Annotated in this window: 18 protein-coding genes; 17 read left to right on the forward strand and 1 reads right to left on the reverse strand. The window is 48.0% G+C overall.

What is annotated here, in order from left to right; genetic code table 11:
* The first annotated feature begins 27 nt into the window (after positions 1 to 27).
* The 17 genes from B2U56_RS06715 (at position 28) to pepT (ending at position 15049) form a co-directional block, all read left to right on the forward strand.
* Entirely contained in the window at positions 28 to 1173 is a 1146-nt protein-coding gene (locus tag B2U56_RS06715) for a sensor histidine kinase (RefSeq protein ID WP_286952900.1), read from the forward strand.
* Positions 1173 to 1850: a response regulator transcription factor gene (locus B2U56_RS06720; RefSeq protein WP_286952901.1), complete on the forward strand. Its 678-nt coding sequence runs from the start codon at positions 1173 to 1175 to the stop codon at positions 1848 to 1850. The genes B2U56_RS06715 and B2U56_RS06720 overlap by 1 nt, the downstream gene beginning before the upstream one ends.
* A gap of 217 nt (positions 1851 to 2067) precedes the next feature.
* Positions 2068 to 2232: a Flp family type IVb pilin gene (locus B2U56_RS06725; RefSeq protein WP_286952902.1), complete on the forward strand. Its 165-nt coding sequence runs from the start codon at positions 2068 to 2070 to the stop codon at positions 2230 to 2232.
* 40 nt (positions 2233 to 2272) lie between these two features.
* Positions 2273 to 2389, forward strand: a complete 117-nt coding sequence (locus B2U56_RS06730) for a Flp family type IVb pilin (RefSeq protein WP_286952904.1) — start codon at positions 2273 to 2275, stop codon at positions 2387 to 2389.
* An 85-nt stretch (positions 2390 to 2474) separates the two neighbouring features.
* Positions 2475 to 2951: an A24 family peptidase gene (locus B2U56_RS06735; protein ID WP_286952905.1), complete on the forward strand. Its 477-nt coding sequence runs from the start codon at positions 2475 to 2477 to the stop codon at positions 2949 to 2951.
* 14 nt (positions 2952 to 2965) lie between these two features.
* Positions 2966 to 3370 (forward strand): TadE/TadG family type IV pilus assembly protein, encoded by a 405-nt coding sequence (locus tag B2U56_RS06740; RefSeq protein ID WP_286952906.1) that lies wholly within the window; start codon positions 2966 to 2968, stop codon positions 3368 to 3370.
* A 5-nt stretch (positions 3371 to 3375) separates the two neighbouring features.
* On the forward strand, positions 3376 to 4365 hold the full coding sequence (locus tag B2U56_RS06745) for a pilus assembly protein TadG-related protein (RefSeq protein ID WP_286952907.1): 990 nt from the start codon (positions 3376 to 3378) through the stop codon (positions 4363 to 4365).
* Between the two features lie 15 nt (positions 4366 to 4380).
* Positions 4381 to 5247 carry a Flp pilus assembly protein CpaB gene (gene cpaB / locus B2U56_RS06750; RefSeq protein WP_286952908.1) on the forward strand — a complete coding sequence of 289 codons (867 nt, stop codon included), beginning with the start codon at positions 4381 to 4383 and terminating at the stop codon, positions 5245 to 5247.
* Positions 5247 to 6401: a type II and III secretion system protein family protein gene (locus B2U56_RS06755; RefSeq protein WP_286952909.1), complete on the forward strand. Its 1155-nt coding sequence runs from the start codon at positions 5247 to 5249 to the stop codon at positions 6399 to 6401. Before cpaB ends, B2U56_RS06755 begins: the two co-directional genes overlap by 1 nt.
* Positions 6398 to 7513, forward strand: coding sequence for an AAA family ATPase (locus tag B2U56_RS06760; protein WP_286952910.1), 1116 nt, complete (start codon positions 6398 to 6400; stop codon positions 7511 to 7513). The genes B2U56_RS06755 and B2U56_RS06760 overlap by 4 nt, the downstream gene beginning before the upstream one ends.
* Positions 7513 to 8856 carry a CpaF family protein gene (locus B2U56_RS06765; RefSeq protein ID WP_286952912.1) on the forward strand — a complete coding sequence of 448 codons (1344 nt, stop codon included), beginning with the start codon at positions 7513 to 7515 and terminating at the stop codon, positions 8854 to 8856. The genes B2U56_RS06760 and B2U56_RS06765 overlap by 1 nt, the downstream gene beginning before the upstream one ends.
* A 2-nt stretch (positions 8857 to 8858) precedes the next feature.
* The gene (locus tag B2U56_RS06770) at positions 8859 to 9788 is read left to right on the forward strand and encodes a type II secretion system F family protein (protein WP_286952914.1); all 930 of its coding nucleotides are present in this window, start codon (positions 8859 to 8861) and stop codon (positions 9786 to 9788) included.
* Between the two features lie 12 nt (positions 9789 to 9800).
* Positions 9801 to 10691 (forward strand): type II secretion system F family protein, encoded by an 891-nt coding sequence (locus B2U56_RS06775; RefSeq protein WP_286952916.1) that lies wholly within the window; start codon positions 9801 to 9803, stop codon positions 10689 to 10691.
* 37 nt (positions 10692 to 10728) lie between these two features.
* Positions 10729 to 11061: a DUF192 domain-containing protein gene (locus B2U56_RS06780; protein ID WP_286952918.1), complete on the forward strand. Its 333-nt coding sequence runs from the start codon at positions 10729 to 10731 to the stop codon at positions 11059 to 11061.
* Between the two features lie 140 nt (positions 11062 to 11201).
* Entirely contained in the window at positions 11202 to 12068 is an 867-nt protein-coding gene (locus B2U56_RS06785; RefSeq protein ID WP_013048580.1) for a hypothetical protein, read from the forward strand.
* Between the two features lie 281 nt (positions 12069 to 12349).
* Positions 12350 to 13726 carry a magnesium transporter gene (gene mgtE / locus B2U56_RS06790; protein ID WP_013048579.1) on the forward strand — a complete coding sequence of 459 codons (1377 nt, stop codon included), beginning with the start codon at positions 12350 to 12352 and terminating at the stop codon, positions 13724 to 13726.
* A gap of 87 nt (positions 13727 to 13813) precedes the next feature.
* Positions 13814 to 15049 carry a peptidase T gene (gene pepT, locus B2U56_RS06795; RefSeq protein ID WP_213700044.1) on the forward strand — a complete coding sequence of 412 codons (1236 nt, stop codon included), beginning with the start codon at positions 13814 to 13816 and terminating at the stop codon, positions 15047 to 15049.
* Positions 15050 to 15081: 32 nt separating this feature from the next.
* Here the strand turns inward: pepT and B2U56_RS06800 are convergent, their stop codons facing one another.
* Positions 15082 to 16377: an amidohydrolase gene (locus B2U56_RS06800; protein WP_213700043.1), complete on the reverse strand. Its 1296-nt coding sequence runs from the start codon at positions 16375 to 16377 to the stop codon at positions 15082 to 15084.
* Between the last annotated feature and the right edge of the window lie 100 nt (positions 16378 to 16477).

The raw sequence follows: 16477 nt of genomic DNA on the forward strand, positions 1-16477 counted from the left end.
TCCCGTTACATGGGTGGAGGAGCCTTTATGAGTGAAGATTCATTCCATGCAAAATTAAAAAGCATCTACGATAAGGTCTGTAAATATGTGGCGTTAAACCTGTCGAATGTTTCAGTGATTCGTCAACAGGAGTTGCTGAAACTTAAAGAAGTGCGTGAAAAACTTGACTCCAATCAAAAAGACATTGATTATCTTCAACTATCTTCAACAAAAATTGATTCAGCCTTCAAAGCTGCCCAGCAAGAGCTTGTTGAATCCATGGAAGAAGAGGACTCCGCAGCAGAACTCGCGGCTTACGAAAAAGCAGACACGTTGCGAAAAAAACTTTCAACTCACCAAGAGCGCGAGCAGAACCTGAAACTTCAGCGAAGCTTTCTTCTAAAAGAAGAAAATGGTGTAAAAGAATTCCTCAGCAGAAGTGAAGATATGGCAAACAAGTTTCGTCTTATCCTTGAGTTTTTACAGGATCAGGGAATTAAAGTCATATCAGACAGCGACACTGAAAAAAACATAAAACTCCTCTCTGCCGCTTTTAGCCTGGCAGAGCTTGACAGCCGATTTTTAGCCCGCAATCTTCATGATGGGTCTGCCCAAAAACTTTCTGGGGCCATAATGCTTTGCGAGCTTGCAGAGCGATATTTAGAAGCTAAAAAAATAAAAGAAGCCCAGATAGAGCTTGGTAAGGTTAAAACACAAATGCAAGAGGCAATTTTTGATATCAGAACCCTTCTTTTTCAGATACACCCACAGGGTCTTGAAGAAGGGTTGGATGTAGCTCTTGAACGATATGCAAAGCAGGCTTGTGACCGATATGGCGTGGATATATCTTTTCAAACAGATGGCAACATTACAGGCCTCTCCATGACATTGCGAAGCAATCTTTTCAGGGTTATTCATCAGGCCCTGGATAACGCCATACAAAGAGGCGCCGCCAAAAAAGTAGATATAAGCCTCAGTGCCAAGTCTGATGGGTTTAGCGCCCGTATCGCTGATAACGGCAAGGGCTTTGATGTGGCTAAGGCGAAAACGATTGCCCAGGAACGAGGTTCTTACGGCCTGACAAATATGGAAGAACGACCCCGTCTTTTTGGAGGAAAGCTTACTATCGATAGCTCTCCTGGCAACGGCACTGTCATTTTAATGAGTGTTCCTATTCCGGAGGATGATAGGTAATGAAAAAAATTACAGTTGTCTTAGCCGATGACCACAGTCTTTTTCGGGAGAGCATCCGGAAAATTCTTGACATGGAAGACGACATAGAGGTTGTTGGTGAGGCGCGGGATGGTCTTGAGGCCATAGATGTGGTGAAAAAAACCGCTCCCCACGTGGTAATGCTTGATATACGCATGCCCAGAGCCGATGGCATCGAGGTGGTAACCACTCTTCGAAAAGAAGGATGTAAAAGTGCCTTTGTTGTTATAACGGCCCTTGATGCTGAAAATCAGATAACTCGTGTATCGAGGGCTGGGATAGAAGGGTATGTATTAAAATCTTCAGGTTTGGCAGAGCTTCTTTACGCCTTGCGTACGGTAGCTAGCGGAGAGCGGTACGTTGATCCCCTGATAGCCTCAAAGCTCCTTAAATCCTTTTCTCCCCATGCTGAATTTAAATCAAAGATTGAAACACTTACAATTAAGGAAAAAGAAGTTCTCTATTGGGTATCCCATGGTCTTTCTTCACGAGAGGTAGGGCGGCGTATGATTCTTTCAAACAAGACAGTACAGAACCATATGTCCCAGATATTGAAGAAACTGGATGTGCAGGAAAAGAGCCAGGCCATCGCACTGGCCTGGAAGTGGGGATTGACAGAACACCCCCCAACAGAAGATGAAGAGGCAGTAAGCAATTGAATTGAAACAGACAGGCATGTTTTATTTCAATAGAGGCTTAATTATGTTAAAATCGGGAAAATTTCCCAATGTAGTGTATGGAAAATCCCCCTTTTTTAATGAGTTTCACTTTTTCTCTATGATTCTTAAGTTACTGTTAAATCTAAAATGAAACGTGTATTATAATCCCAGTACAGTAGAAAAAATATAGCAGAAATAAATAAGGGAAGTAATATAAATGTTGAAAAGACTTCGTAACCTTGTAACAGATGAGGAAGGCCAGGGAATGGTGGAGTACGCGTTGATTTTAGCCTTAATTTCTATTGCGGCCATCGCTGTGATCCTTCTCATAGGGCCGAAGATTCTACAAGTTTTCACTGATGTCAATACCGCATTGCCATAGGCTACGATGTAGCTTCGTAACAGATGAGGAAGGTCAGGGAATGGTGGAATATAGCATTATTCTAGCCTTGATCTCTATTGCTGCCATAACCGCTATTCTTCTCATAGGTCCCAAAATTCTTCAGCTTTTCACTAACGCTAACAGTGCTTTGCCCTAGCAATAGCAAGGAGAATACTTTAGCGACGCACTTTAAAGAAAGGGCAGGGAATCCTGCCCTTTCTTTCTAAAACTGGAGTGATTCTATGGAGTGGGTGGCGCTGGCAGTTCTTTGCTGGGCAGGTTTTTACGATCTGAAATATAAGAAGGTACCGAACTGGCTCACTTATGGTTTGCTGCTGGCGGCGATTCTCTTTCATAGTTTTTATGGCGCTGTTTCTATGTCTCTATTCGGGGCCGGGGTAGGTCTGGGATGGTTTTTAATTCCATACCTGCTGGGAGGCATGGGCGCAGGCGACGTAAAGCTTCTGGCTGCCGCGGGTGCGATGGCTGCATGGCCGGGAGCGCTCTATGTGGTTTTGTACTCTTCAATAGCAGGCGGGATAGTGGTAATTGCCCTAGCCTTAAAACGCGTGGATTACCAAGGTTTTTGGGTGGCCCTCGCCGGAGGGCCCGGCAGGTTTTTTAAAAGCATTTTGATGTCAGGGCGTGAACGACGTAAAGAAAAAGTGCCCTATGCTCTGGCAATAGCGATTGGGTACGCAATATATCTCCTGCTGTGAGCGGGGGTGATGGAATGAGGATGTTAGAGGTTTTGAAAAAAAGAAGCCGAGGGCAGGCTATCGTTGAGTTTGCGGTGGTGTTGCCTCTTTTGCTTGTTCTTGTAATGGGGATAATAGATTTTGGGTTGATAATGCAGCAGTATCTCACGCTTAACCACAGTGTCCGGGAAGGGGCACGCATGGCCTCTGTGGGCGGGTCTGCAGCAGATGTAACATCCAGAGTAGAAGAGATTCTGGCCGTACGGTGGACCAGTGCAGAGGTTTCTGTGAATGTTACAGAGACCGATAAAGGGTCTTATAAAGAGTCTGTAGTTACGGCGCAGGCTCCTGTAGCTTTTTTGACGCCCTTGGGGGCCTTTGTTGAAGGGCTGATACCCAACTGGCAGGCCCACGCCTCGGCGTCTTTCAGGGTGGAGTGATAGCTATGAGAAGAGAGAATAGAAAAGAATTAAAGCGAAGCAGGGGAGCCGTTCTGGTCTGGGTAGCGGCCTCCATGGTGGTTTTGCTTGGGGCGGGTGCCCTTTCTCTTGACTATGGCCGTCTTGTTGTGGCTCGCTGGCGTCTTCAGACAGCAGTGGATGCGGGAAGCCTTGCGGGGGCCTGGGAGCTTGGAAACAAATCAGCAAGCCAGGCCCTTCGGGAAGCCAGCGCCGCACAAGTTGCCGGCTCTGTTGCCAGCGACAATAAAAGCGAGGGCGCCTACGCCGTGGATTTTCCCGATGCAGATACATGCCATGTTGAAGGGCAAGAAACTATAGCCATGACTTTTGCCCGCATCTTAGGGGTTAACGAGAGTACCGTTCTGGCAGAGGCGGCGGCACGGCTTTCTGGCGCGGGGTCAGCAAAAGGGCTTCGCCCCTTTGGTATTCAGAGCCAGGATTTTGTGTTTGGAGACCAATATCTTTTAAAGATAGGCCCCCACGATGGAACCTCCAGCGGCAATTTCCACGCATTGGCCCTTGGGGGGAACGGGGCGAACAATTACCGTGAAAAAATTAAATATGGATATGATGGCATTATATCCATTGGAGACACGATTACGACAGAACCGGGTAATATGTCGGGCCCTACAGAAGATGGCATCGATTATGTTGTTGCCCTTGAGATCATTAAAGAAGGCATAGAGTATATCCTTGACCAGTCGGGTCACATTTCGTGGGACTGGTATGCCTCCCACCTAGATGACCTTTATGCGAGCCCTCGTCTAATCCTTGTTCCCATTGTTGATAATTGGGAAGTCCACGGGCGGGATACCGTTGAGGTGGTAGGGTTTGCCAGCTTCTTTCTTGAGGGAGTAGAAGGCTCTGGAAAAGATTCTAGAGTTGTGGGGCGGTTTGTTGAAAGGGTTATACCGGGCAGCTCTGGAGGAGGAAGCACCGAGTTTGGCGGCTATTCTGTCAGTTTAATACAATGAGAGTGAGGTGAGGACGTGAAAAAACGCGGCATTTTTTTAATCGTTTCTCTGTTGTTGGGAATTATGGCAGGGCTTTTGGTATATCAGCAGATACGCAGCTATAAATTAAAGATAGCCCGGGCTGAAAGAGAGCTTGTTTCTGTGGTAGTGGCCGCACGTCCCAAGGATGCTTTTTCTATTATCACGGCTGAAGACGTGAAAGTTGTTCGCATGCCTCGAAGCAGCATTCCGACAGGTGAGGTTCTGTCTCTTGATGAAGTGGTTGGGAAAGCATCTATGCTGGCCCTTTCTGAAGGAGACCCTGTTCTTAAAGGCAAGCTTTCTTTGGATCCTGAAAAATTGGGAGTGGCCTTCCAGCTTCCTGATGGGCGCGTTGCCATTGCCTTGCCCATTGATGAAGTGATAGCGGCGGGAGGGCTCCTTCGTCCGGGGGATTACGTTGATGTATTCCATGTCTATCGTGAAAAAGATGCGGTGAGCCCCACTTCCCGCCTTCTTCTCTCACGGGTTAAAGTACTTGCCCTTGGCGGCGTTCTCACCCGAAAAGAGGAAAAAGAGGGAACGAAAGAAAAAGAAATGCTCGCCAGGTCTGCTGTGGTAGAAGTTTCTCCTGAAGAGGCGGCAGTAGCCGCATGGGCCCAGAGCCTGGGAAGCGTATGGCTGGCGTTGCGCCCTGCCAATGAAGAGACTTTGACTCCCGCAGTGGTCTATAAGGGGCCTGAAGTTTCTCCTGAGCCTCAGAAGACAGCAGCCCAATCTGCCCCTCCAAAACCGGCTGCGAAAAGAAGCGTCAGGGCTGTTCCTCAAGGTTGGAAAATAGAAATGATACAACCTGGAAATGTATCCACAGTAACTGTATCTCCTGATGGGAGGTCTCGCTGATGGCTTGCCTTAAAAGAAAACTATGGGTGTTTTTTGCCGTTGTATTTTTAACTGTTGTGCTGGGCGCCCTTCCTGTATTGGCGGCTACCTATCATCTTGATGTGGGCGACAGCGCGGTTCTGAAATACCAGAATGTCAAGCGAATGTCGGTGGGAAATCCAGACGTGCTTGATGCTATTCCCCTTGATAACAACCAGGTACTGCTCACAGGCAAGGTAGAAGGGGGTGCCGCCCTTATTGTCTGGGATGCCGCGGGCATGCATATGGAGAAAATTCTTGTCCACCCTTCCATTGAGGCCCCTTCCTGGGAACTTAAGGAGCTGCTTCAAGCCGAAAACATAGATGTTACAGTTCGAGGAGATGCCGTAGTTCTCGAGGGAAAGGTAAAAACCCCTCGGGACAGGCTTCGCGCAGTGGCCATCGCCGGTGCTTTTGGCGAAAAGGTTATAAATCTTCTCGAAGTGGATAGTGCTCCCCAGATTAAGCTGAGAGCCGTGGTGATGGAAGTGAAGAAGCAGGATGGCGATGCCCTTGGCATGAAACGTCTTGAAGGTCAGGAGGGTACTTTCTGGGGGATTTTTGATTTAACGCCCGACTCAGGCCATATGCTCGATTACACTAAAGGCGCTCACTATTCTGCCAAAATCAATGCCTGGATCAATGCCCTTGTAGAGAACAAAGAGGCGAAGATCTTGAGCAGGCCCTATCTTACTACATTGAGCGGCGAAGAGGCTTCCCTTAATGTAGGCGGGGAAATTCCCGTGCCGGTAGGTGTAGATAACAACGAAATCAAGATTGAATGGAAGCCCTATGGCGTCATTATGAAATTTACCCCCGAACTTGACGGAATCGGCGAGATCTGGCTGACTTTTGAAGCCGAAGTGAGCGAAATAGATTGGGAGAATGCCATTGAAACCCAGGGCATTAAGATTCCCGCCATACGAACAAGAAAAATAGCCAACAAAGTGCGCCTTGGCCACAACGAATCCCTTGTGGTTGGAGGCCTTCTCGACAATAAGCAGTCAAAGCTCGTTAAAAAGATACCCTTATTAGGGGATATTCCCATTATTGGCGAACTCTTCAAGAGCCGGGAGTTCACCAACGATGAGACTGAACTCGTAATCACGGTAACGCCGGAGGTGGTGGCCCTATGATTCGGGTTTACGTTGTAGATGACGATGCTGTTACAAGAGATGTGATTCGGGGCATGATCCAGATAGAGCCGGATATGGAAATCATCGGCGAGAGCGACTGTCTTGAAGGTGTTATAGAAACGGTCACTCGCCTCAGGCCTTCTGTTTTGCTTCTTGATCTTCAGCTGCCCGATGGCGACGGTACGGATTTGGCAGAAAAACTGGCCCATATGCCCGGCGCGCCAGGGGTTATTATGATGTCTGTACAAAAAGACGTGGCCTTTTTGAGAAAGGCCATGCAGGCGGGTGCCAGAGATTATCTGTTAAAGCCCTTTGCCAGCGGCGAACTGGTGGATTCTATCAGGCGGGTAAATACAGAAACCCTTTCTAAAGGGGGAACCCGCCAGGCAGAGCGCATTGCTGTATTAAGCTGCCGCGGCGGGGCGGGAGGGTCGTCTTTTTCTATATCCCTTGCCTTGCAGCTTGCTTCTATGGGCAAGAGAACAGCATTGATAGATGGCGATCTCTATATGGGAGACGTGGCTTTTCTGCTCAATACCCCCTATGAGTTGAACTGGACCAGCTGGGCTAACGAATGTCTGAGCGGAACTGTTGATGGCGAAAGATATTTGGCCCTTGGCCCAAAGGATCTTATGATTATGCCGACAGCAAAGAACCCTGTACAGGCGGAACTGGTAAAATCCGGCATGGGGGACCGCCTTATAGAGTCTCTTTCTGACCGGTTCGATTATATTGTTGTTGACCTCCACCGAAACTTTGGAGATATAACCATTGAATTGGCAGAAGGATGCCAGCGGATCTGGCTCGTTACAGATTGCAGCTGCACCGGCGTTAAAAATCTCCACTTAGTGACAGGTTTGCTCGATCAGCTGAGAATATCGTGGATAGAGCGGGGGGTTATTGTTAATAAGGCGGAGCGGGAAAACCGGTCTATTGTAGAGAAGATACAAAGGGAATATGGTGTAAAGGGTCTGCTTCCCTTTGACGAAAAGCTTGAAAAGGGTTGGCTGAAGGGAGAGCCCCTTATTTTAAGCCAGCCCCGGTCTCCCTACTCTAAAGTCATACGGGAGATAGCCTCAGAGCTTGTTGGTAAGGAGAAGGTGAGCCTTTAATGAGCCTTTTACGACGGATTGCTGGAAATACAGGGGGAGACAGGCGGGGACGGGGAAGCGTGTCAGAGCTCTACCGCGAAACCCATCGCCGAATTCTCTCCCGTCTGGCCGATGAGATAGATATGGAAGAGGTTGCCTCGAAGCCCGATTGGGGAAAATCCCCTCTCGTTAAAGAGCAGATTACCCTTGAAATACAAGCTATGCTCGAAGAGGTAAAGGGCCTCAATGTCTTAGAGATCAACCGCCTTCACGATGATCTTTTGAACGAGGTCTTCGGGTACGGCCCCATTCAGCCCTTGCTCGATGACGACACAGTGACAGAAATTATGGTGAATGGCTGCGAGCAGGTTTTTGTAGAGCGGTGGGGCAAAATCGAGCCTACCGATGTGTTTTTTAATAACGATAATCACATACGGCGTATTATTGACAAAATAGTGGCACCTCTGGGGCGGCGCATCGATGAGGCCTCCCCCATGGTGGATGCCCGCCTGCCCGACGGTTCCCGTGTCAACGCGGTGATTCCTCCAGTTTCTATTGATGGGCCCACGTTGACGGTGCGAAAGTTCAGACGAGAGCCATTTACAGCCCAGGACCTCATTGCCCTAGGCACTCTTTCTGATGAGTCTGTGAGCTTTTTGCGGGTTGCCACAGAGGCTCGATATAACATTATTGTTACAGGGGGAACAGGTTCAGGTAAAACCACCACCCTTAATGTGCTTTCAAGCTTTATACCAAACAGAGAGCGTATTGTTACCATTGAAGACGCGGCAGAGCTGAGTATGCAGCAGGATCACGTAGTGCGTATGGAATCCCGTCCCGTTAATATAGAGGGTACGGGGGCCATAACCATTCGCATGCTTGTTCGCAACTCCCTGCGCATGAGGCCCGACCGTATTATAGTGGGAGAGTGCCGCGGTGAGGAGGCCTTTGATATGCTTCAGGCCATGAACACGGGGCACGACGGTTCTCTGACCACGCTCCACGCCAATTCCCCCCGGGACGTACTCTCACGTCTTGAGAGCATGGTTCTCATGGCTGGGATGGAGCTTCCCGTCCGCGCCATACGAGAACAAATATCCTCCGGTATCGACCTCATTGTTCATCAGGAGCGATTAAAGGACGGAACCCGCCGCGTTACTTCCATATCTGAAATTACAGGTATGGAAGGAGACACCATCCAGATGCAGGATCTGTTTTTGTTCAATCACCAGGGGTTCGATGACGCGGGAAGAATACGGGGTAACCTCGATCCCACGGGTATTCAGCCTCATCGCAGCTATAAGTTTGATATGGCTGGAGTGGCTTTGCCCAGCGACATATTGAGGTCTAGAAGGGGGATCTGACCATGGGAGGGATGTTGTTTGCTCTCATTATAGGGCTGCTTCTATTTTTAATGGTCTGGATTCTTTTCTTTGTCATGGTGGGAGAAGAAAAAGACCAGATGACACGAACTGAAGCCTGGTTTTTTTCAGACCGGGCGGGGAAGCAGACGAGTGAGAAAAAAACAGGGGGCAGGCCATTTGCCCCTGATAACTTTCAAAAAAAGTTTGAGGCAGAGCTGAGCAAAGCCGACCTCCCTTTAAAGTTTCATGAAGCTTTGCTGATTTGGCTTGGCCTTATTATAGTTGTGCCTTTTTTGCTTTTTCTTCTTCGCGGCGCCTTCGGCCTGGCTGTAGGCATAGTGGTTGCAATAATTGTTCCCGTAATTATAGCCAGGGTGCGAAAACAGCGCCGTCTGCAACGCTTTGAGCGCCAGATTCCCCCCATGCTCGATATGGTTTCTTCGGGCTTGAGGGCAGGTTTTAGTTTTTTGCAATCCCTGCAGAATGCCGGGGCTCAGATAGAAGCGCCGCTGGGAGATACATTGCAGCAGGTAGTGGCAGAAATTTCTCTGGGGCTTGACCTCGAAGATGTACTCAATAGGTGGGTAGAACGGGTAGGAAGCCTAGACCTCGAGCTGGCCGTGACCTCCATATTGATTCAAAGAGAAATTGGGGGAAACCTGGCCAAAATTTTGGAAAATATTGCCAGGGTTATGCGGGATCGCCAGGATGTGGCAGCTCAAATGAAGGCTTTGACGTCTCAGGGACGTTTAGAAGGCCTTATTATTTCCCTTCTGCCTGTGGCCATGGCGATAATTATAAATTTATTAAGTCCAGGGTATATGACCCCCTTGTTTACCACACCAACAGGACAAATGATGCTCGGAGTAGCGATCTTTTTTGCCTTTTTAGGCATTCTGGTCATTCAGCGCATAGTGAAACCTCGATACTAGGGAGGTGGCGGAATGGATCTTCTGGTTATTGCTTTTATAGTGCTGGTTATAGTGCTGGGAGTTTTTCTTATATTGAATGTCATTTCTCCCGAAAAGGAAGACTCCTTTGATAGGGCCCTTCGTTTTGCAGAAGAGTGGGACGATGAAACAGCCTCTTTTAAAGAGCGGGTGGTAGACCCTCTGCGGGCAAAGATCAGCCGCATTGGACGTTTTTTCTTTCCCCAGGAGGCCATTGCCCGTATGGATCGATACTGCCTTATGGCCGGCCGCCCCAGAGGATTGCGGGGAGAGGTTTTGGCCGGGCTGAAGGTTTCATTTGCCCTGATTATAGCCATGGTTTCTTTTTTTGTTATTCCTGATCCCTTTCGCATCTCAGGGGCTATTATTTTAGGGGCTCTGGGATATATGATTCCGGGACTCTGGATTACCAACAAGGGAAAGCAGCGCCAGGTGAAGGCGCGTAATCAGCTTCCCGACGTTATGGATCTTATGGTGGTGAGTGTTGAGGCCGGTCTTGGCCTTGACGCGGCCATGTCTCGTGTGGCAGACCGTCTTCGCGGTCCCATGGGGGAAAACTTCGCCCGGGCCCTTCACGAAATAAGTTTGGGAGAGAGCCGTCAGGCTGCCTTTCGCGGCATTATGGAGCGGCTGCCAATTGAGGAGGTGCGCCACTTCATAGCAAGTCTCATTCAGGCAGAAGAGCTTGGAGTGGCCGTAAGCGAAGTGCTTCGAAGCCAGGCCGGAACCCTTAAGCGGCTGCGAAGGCTCAAGGCGGAGGAGCATGCCCGCAAGGCCCCTGTTAAAATGTTGTTCCCCATGATCCTTTTTATTTTTCCGTCTCTTTTTGTAGTTATCTTAGGGCCGGCAGTGATGTCTATTATGGAGGCTTTTTTAAAGAATTAATATGGTTACTGCAAAACAAAGGTATAGAGCTCGATTATTGAGCCTTACTGATGAGGAGGGAAATCTTCTTTTCTTCCCTCTTTTTTATGCCGGTTCTTTTTGGCGCCGTTTTCGGGGGCTTATGTTCCGCCCCCCCAAAAAGGGCTATGGCTTAATTTTGGTTCCCTGTAATTCCATCCACACTTTTTTTATGCGGTTTTCCCTTGATGTGTTCTTTCTTGACGAGATGGGACGGGTTCTAGATATTCGCTGGAACCTCGCCCCCTGGAGAATGGCTGTGTGCCGCGGCGCCCGCATGGTTGTTGAGTGTCCAACGGGCCATATTCCTCATGAAAAGGTGTCTATTGGGTCGCGGCTTACTTTTCATTAACGGCTGTTTTTATTGATTTTTGGCCTCCTTTTTAACACCAAATAATATTTCTTCACATTCTCTTTGTTGCCCCCTTTTCAAATAAGAAAAGTAGTTTATAATGTGCGCACATAACGTTATACCAGAGGATGGTGAGTCTCATGACGACCGGAACGAGAGAAACACTGAAAGAGCTTTCTCTGGACCTTGTGCGGAAGTATATGGAAGAGACAAACTTCGAAAACATTACACTTATTGAGGGAGCGACCATTGTCCATAACATCTACGGAGAAGGAGAGATTGTGCAAGCGGAAGTTTCTGAAAAGGGAGTTTCGTACCTTCATATCGAATTTAAGGATCCTTCGAGCACCGCTCCTCTCGTTAAAAAGTTTCCAGTGAAAAATGTTGTAGAAGCCTTCTTTTCCCGTCTTCATATTTCCCCAGAGCTTTATTCGAAGATTTGCCCCGATCGGCCATGTGAAAGGGGAGAAAAAAAGTCACCTCTCGAAGAGCGGTCTGTTCATTCCAGAGTGCTTGACACGGCACTCTCCAATGGCAACGGCAAATCCCGCCAGGAAATTTTAAGGGAGTGTCGGGCAGGGGATACGGTTTACTTTGTTGTCGAAGAAGACCATATTTTCGTTGTGACAGGGCAGCAAGAGCAGATAGGGACATTGCCAAGGGAAGTGGCAGAGTTCATATTCCCGGCTCTGGAAAAAGATTTGCCTGTGGAGGCCATAATTACGAGCATCCCCAGAGAGGGGACGCCTAGAAAACGAGGGTGTCGCCTCGAAGTGTATCTGGACGTGCCAGGGCGGGAAAAACCCACTCTTAAAGTTCTTGCAGAAAAGAATCGCACAGCAGAAAGAGCATCTCAAAGTGATGAAAACGAGATTCTCAGTCCAGAGGAGCGGTCATGGAACGATATGGGCGTGGATATTGACGAAATGAGTGATGAAGAGGTTGATGTGGATATCGACCCATGGGAAGGCTACGGTGGATATGAGGATTCCAGTTACGATTCGTAGTTAAGGAAGCATTCTAGGGGCTGCCAGCGTGGCAGCCCCTAGTTTTATATGAAAGTTGCAATATTAATGGATTTGGTTACAATGGGTAGGGTTACAGGTTGACTTATCACATTACAAGGAGGTTCGTTCCATGGATGACGTCCCTAGTAGCAGGGAATGTTTAAATTTTATTACGTCTTTCAGGCAGGCCTCCTCCTTTCAGTATCGCTGATTTTTCACTCGGGAACAGCCACACTCTTTTTCGGAGGCCTGATGATGGGCTCTGAATAGGAGTGATACCAATGAATATTTCGTTGACACAAGCTCTGCAGAGTTTTCTGCTGAGCAAAGATTTTTCTTTGATCAAAGAATTTTGTCTTTCTGCTCACCCAGCGATCGTTGCTGATTTTTTGTCTTCCCTTGAGCCTCAGGAAATATGGTCGGTGCTCTCTGCTCTCGATCCTCATAAAAGAGCAGAGGTTTTTTGTCAGATCGATGAAGACAGCCAGGTTGCTTTGGCCAACCGCCTGTCCCGTCTTGACCTGGCGGCTCTTGTAACCGACATGTCTCCAGATGATAGAGCTGATCTATTTAGACTGTTGCCCCATGCCACCCAGGAAATGCTGCTTCCAGCCCTTGCCCAGGCAGAAAGGGATGATATCAGGCGACTTGTTTCATACGAAGAGGGAACGTGCGGATCTGTTATGACATCCGACTATGCGGCCCTGACAGAGGGAATAACAGTGGCACAGGCCATTGAGGAACTGCGCAAGGAGGCTCCTGATAGAGAAACCATTTATTACGTCTATATCTTAGGGGAGGATCGCAAACTTCTGGGCTTCGTCTCTCTAAAAGATCTCATAGTTTCTAATCCTGCTCTCAAGGTCTCAGATATTATGCATCGGGATCTTATTTTTGCCCATGTAACGGAAGACCAGGAAGAAGGGGCTCGAAAAATAGCAAAGTACGATCTTATTGCCCTGCCAGTTGTAAATGATGCGGGTTCCCTGGTCGGAATTATTACCCATGACGATGCCATTGACATTATTAACCAGGAACATACGGAAGACATTGAAAAACTCATGGCTATTGGCGGCCGCCACGAAGTGGCATCCTATTTGAAAACTCCGGCATTGGACCACTTTAAAAACAGGGTTCTATGGGTTGTTGGCTTGGCGGCCATCGGCCTTATATCGGGAATGGTAATTCATCGGTTTGAAGCCACATTGGCTCATTTTATGATTTTGGCTCTCTACCTTCCCATGCTTACAGATAGTGGGGGTAATACAGGAAGCCAGGCTGCCACGGTGATCATACGGGCCTTGGCATTGCGTGACCTCCACCTGGAGGATATTTTTAAAGTGCTATTCAAGGAATTGAAAGTATCATTGATGCTGGGGGCCGTTCTTGGGGCGCTTTCTTATGGGAAGGTTCTGTTTTTATCAAGAAGCCTGGCTATTCCGGGAGATATGACCTTATCAATGATAGCTCTGGCTATAGCCCTTGCTCTGGCCATACAGGTGATAACATCCACCCTTATAGGGGCGGCTCTTCCCATGGGAGCGGCAGCCCTGGGGTGTGACCCGGCCATTGTTGCGAGTCCGGCCCTGACAACGATAGTTGATATTACCGGACTACTAATTTATTTTAATGTAGCTCGTTTTGTCTTAGGACTCTGATGTGGTGCCAGGTCTTGAATTTTTGCATACCCATAGGGGTACGCAAAAATTCAAGACCTGGCACCATTCAAAAGGGGGAAGGAGCATATGTCTTCTGTGGTTAAACGTTTTTTACATTACACTGCATTTGATACCCAGTCTGTGGAAGGGATTGGCCTTGTTCCCAGCTCTGGAGGGCAGTTTCTTCTCGCTCATGACGTGGCTGAAGAGATGAAAACAATGGGGATGACGGATGTTTCTGTAGATGGCCATGCCTATGTCATGGGAACACTTCCGGCCAATACTGCCAAAAAAAATGTACCGACTGTTGGATTTATAGCCCATCTTGATACATCAACTGAAATATCCGGCGCCAATGTAAAGGCGAGAGTGGTCTCCAATTATGACGGGGGCGACATCTTGTTGAACGAAGAACAGAACGTGGTGCTGTCCCCAAAGGATTTCCCCGAGCTGGAAAGCTACAAGGGAGAAGACCTTATCGTTACAGATGGAACAACTCTTCTGGGTGTGGATGATAAGGGGGGAATGGCTCAAATAATGACGGCAGTGGAGTATCTTATTGCCCATCCAGAGATAGAACACGGGGCTGTTAAAATATGTTTCACTCCAGATGAAGAAATTGGGCACCAGGCCGCGTACCTTGACATAGAAGCCTTTGGCGCTGATTTCGCATACACTGTTGACGGCGGGCCTGTGGGGGAGTTGAACTATGAAACCTTTAACGGGGCGAAGGCTGTCATTACCATCCATGGCAGAAACGTTCATCCGGGAACGGCGAAGGGAAAAATGATAAATGCCGCTCTAATAGGGGCTGAATGCGTTTCGATGTTCCCCCAAAAGGAGACTCCTGCGGAAACAGAGAATTACGAGGGCTTTTACCATCTCCTCTCTTTCAGGGGGGATGTGGAGAAAGCTGAGCTTGAATATATTATTCGTGATCATGATGTGGAAAGGTTTGAAGAGCGTAAGGCCTTTGTAAAAGAGACAATTCTTAGTCTACAGCAGAAATATGGTTTTCGTGTTATAGGTTGTTCTCTGCGCGACCAATATTACAATATGGCGGGAAAGATCAGGGGGGCCATGTATATTGTTGAAATTGCTGAAAAGGCCATGAAAAAAGCGGGCGTGAATCCCACGGTGGTTCCTGTTCGCGGGGGAACTGACGGCTCAAGCCTTTCGCAGCGGGGCCTTTTAACTCCCAACCTTTTTACAGGCGGCCATAATTACCATGGGCGCTTTGAATACGTACCGGTATTTGCCCTTGAAAAAGGAGTAGAAGTGATAGTAAATATTATAGCAAACATCTGTGGTGCCAGGTCTTGAATTTGTGCATACCCATGTACGTATGCACAAATTCAAGACCTGGCACCATTTTTCGCTATGGCCTGAAGGGTTTTGAATATAAGGTCAACTCCAATGAAAAGAGACCTTTCGTCGAAGTCGAAATACTTGTTATGATGTCCGGCGGTGAGATTAGATCCCACTATTATATAGGTTGCCTGGCCGCCAAGGTTTTGAACCCGTTTCATCATCCACGTAGCGTCATCGCTGCCTTCTGCTGCGGCAGTTTTTTCTATTTCTGTTATTCCATCTACTTTAACGGCTTCATTGGCGATGATGTCTACTATTTTATTGCTGCTGCGTGCAGTCGTAGCTGCTCCTGTTTCATAGACGACACTTTCAACACCGTACATTTTAGCTGCTCCATCGATAATCTCCCTTGCTCTGCTGTACATATAGGTTTCTATTTCTTCAGTTGCTCCCCTTGTTTCCACTTTCATGAATGCATTGGGAGGAACGACGTTGCGACCCTCTCCAGCTTGCAGCACTCCCACGTTTATACGGCTTATCCCTTTACCATGGGGTGCTATGGCATGCATGTTTAAAGCGGCAGCACAGGCGGCAAGAAGGGCGTTTCTTCCATTTTCAGGAGCGGCGCCGGCATGGGCGGAAACACCTGTATAGCGAACGTCAAACTTAGTAGTGCAGAGAAAACCTTGCGCTCCAGCAGTAACTTTGCCTGTTGGGTGGGACATGCCAAGGTGTACTGCGATAAAGTAGTCACAATCATCTAGAATGCCTTTGTCTGCCATGGCCTTAGCCCCTCTCACCCCTTCTTCCGCGGGCTGAAAGATAAGCTTGTATGTTCCTGTTAGAGAGTTGCTATGTTCTATAATAAGCTCGGCGATGCCTAGTCCCATGGCAGCGTGACCATCATGGCCGCATGCATGCATGGCTCCGTCATGTACCGAAGCAAAACCTTCTTTTACCGGGCGGTGGGCCGGATCCTTTGTTTCTGTAATATCCACGGCGTCTAAATCGAAACGGAGCGCTACAGTGGGGCCAGATCGTTTCGTATCCAGAATCGCCATCACTCCGGGATGACGTTCCATTTTATCTATCCATTCTTTTATCGCCCCTTGCCGGATAGCTGTCTCTACGTGGTGGTCGATGATGTCTTCATCAGGCCTTCCCATAACTGAGGTGAAATCGAAGATGGAAGAACCAAAAAGTAGATCTTTATAGCCCATTTTGTAAAGATATTCAGCGATAAGTGATGCTGTCCTGAACTCAGACCAAGCTGTTTCGGGATATTTGTGAAAATCACGGCGATAAAAAAGCACTTTTTTTTCTAGTTCCTGAGAGATCACTATTACACCTCCGTAAGTAAAGAAATTGTTCTATCATGGCGATACAGTTAATCATACCTTTTAAATTTAAATTATGGTGTTTTCATATCTCTCGTCTATA

Origin of the sequence: Aminobacterium sp. UBA4987, assembly GCF_002396985.1 — a bacterium.
In the GTDB taxonomy this organism is placed as follows: domain Bacteria; phylum Synergistota; class Synergistia; order Synergistales; family Aminobacteriaceae; genus Aminobacterium; species Aminobacterium colombiense.

What these genes read in the sequence shown, in the direction of transcription:
- B2U56_RS06715 (WP_286952900.1), top strand. Translation starts at nt 28, where the DNA reads ATGAGTGAAGATTCATTCCATGCAAAATTAAAAAGCATCTACGATAAG.
- B2U56_RS06720 (WP_286952901.1), top strand. Translation starts at nt 1,173, where the DNA reads ATGAAAAAAATTACAGTTGTCTTAGCCGATGACCACAGTCTTTTTCGG.
- B2U56_RS06725 (WP_286952902.1), top strand. Translation starts at nt 2,068, where the DNA reads ATGTTGAAAAGACTTCGTAACCTTGTAACAGATGAGGAAGGCCAGGGA.
- B2U56_RS06730 (WP_286952904.1), top strand. Translation starts at nt 2,273, where the DNA reads ATGGTGGAATATAGCATTATTCTAGCCTTGATCTCTATTGCTGCCATA.
- B2U56_RS06735 (WP_286952905.1), top strand. Translation starts at nt 2,475, where the DNA reads ATGGAGTGGGTGGCGCTGGCAGTTCTTTGCTGGGCAGGTTTTTACGAT.
- B2U56_RS06740 (WP_286952906.1), top strand. Translation starts at nt 2,966, where the DNA reads ATGAGGATGTTAGAGGTTTTGAAAAAAAGAAGCCGAGGGCAGGCTATC.
- B2U56_RS06745 (WP_286952907.1), top strand. Translation starts at nt 3,376, where the DNA reads ATGAGAAGAGAGAATAGAAAAGAATTAAAGCGAAGCAGGGGAGCCGTT.
- B2U56_RS06755 (WP_286952909.1), top strand. Translation starts at nt 5,247, where the DNA reads ATGGCTTGCCTTAAAAGAAAACTATGGGTGTTTTTTGCCGTTGTATTT.
- B2U56_RS06760 (WP_286952910.1), top strand. Translation starts at nt 6,398, where the DNA reads ATGATTCGGGTTTACGTTGTAGATGACGATGCTGTTACAAGAGATGTG.
- B2U56_RS06765 (WP_286952912.1), top strand. Translation starts at nt 7,513, where the DNA reads ATGAGCCTTTTACGACGGATTGCTGGAAATACAGGGGGAGACAGGCGG.
- B2U56_RS06770 (WP_286952914.1), top strand. Translation starts at nt 8,859, where the DNA reads ATGGGAGGGATGTTGTTTGCTCTCATTATAGGGCTGCTTCTATTTTTA.
- B2U56_RS06775 (WP_286952916.1), top strand. Translation starts at nt 9,801, where the DNA reads ATGGATCTTCTGGTTATTGCTTTTATAGTGCTGGTTATAGTGCTGGGA.
- B2U56_RS06785 (WP_013048580.1), top strand. Translation starts at nt 11,202, where the DNA reads ATGACGACCGGAACGAGAGAAACACTGAAAGAGCTTTCTCTGGACCTT.
- mgtE (WP_013048579.1), top strand. Translation starts at nt 12,350, where the DNA reads ATGAATATTTCGTTGACACAAGCTCTGCAGAGTTTTCTGCTGAGCAAA.
- pepT (WP_213700044.1), top strand. Translation starts at nt 13,814, where the DNA reads ATGTCTTCTGTGGTTAAACGTTTTTTACATTACACTGCATTTGATACC.